The sequence below is a fragment of the Legionella quateirensis genome (assembly GCF_001467955.1).
GTDB classification, from domain to species: Bacteria; Pseudomonadota; Gammaproteobacteria; order Legionellales; family Legionellaceae; genus Legionella; species Legionella quateirensis.
This window is the reverse complement of sequence record NZ_LNYR01000044.1, coordinates 1-343: the sequence shown is the minus strand read 5'-3', so window position 1 is coordinate 343 and position 343 is coordinate 1. Positions and strand designations below refer to the sequence as shown.

The window sequence follows — 343 nt, the reverse complement described above, 5'->3', positions numbered from 1 at the left end:
TTTGATTAAATTACTTGTGACGCCAGTATAAATCGTCCCATTACGCTTATTCGCCATAATATAGATAGCAGGTTGTTTTGCTGGCATGTATTTTCTTTTTTGTTGGACTGTTGAATGACTCAGATACATCGCTCTAGGTCACTGGATTGCTTCGTCGCTGCGCTCCTCGCAAAGACGAGTTTCAACACCATATCACATAGCAACATCATAACGGATAGACAGTAGTGATGCACCGAGCCATAATTTTTGTTAACCCTGAATGCCAACTATGAAAAATAAAAATAGATGATGTTAAGAATCGTCGTTGCGAGGAGCGCAGCGACGAAGCAATCCAGTGGCGTTA

At 41.4% G+C, this 343-nt stretch carries 1 protein-coding gene; it reads right to left on the bottom strand.

All coding sequences use genetic code 11. The features are described from left to right. On the bottom strand, positions 1-87 hold an 87-nt coding region (locus Lqua_RS18810; RefSeq protein WP_162264411.1), incomplete at its 3' end, for a GIY-YIG nuclease family protein. Positions 88-343: the final 256 nt, after the last annotated feature.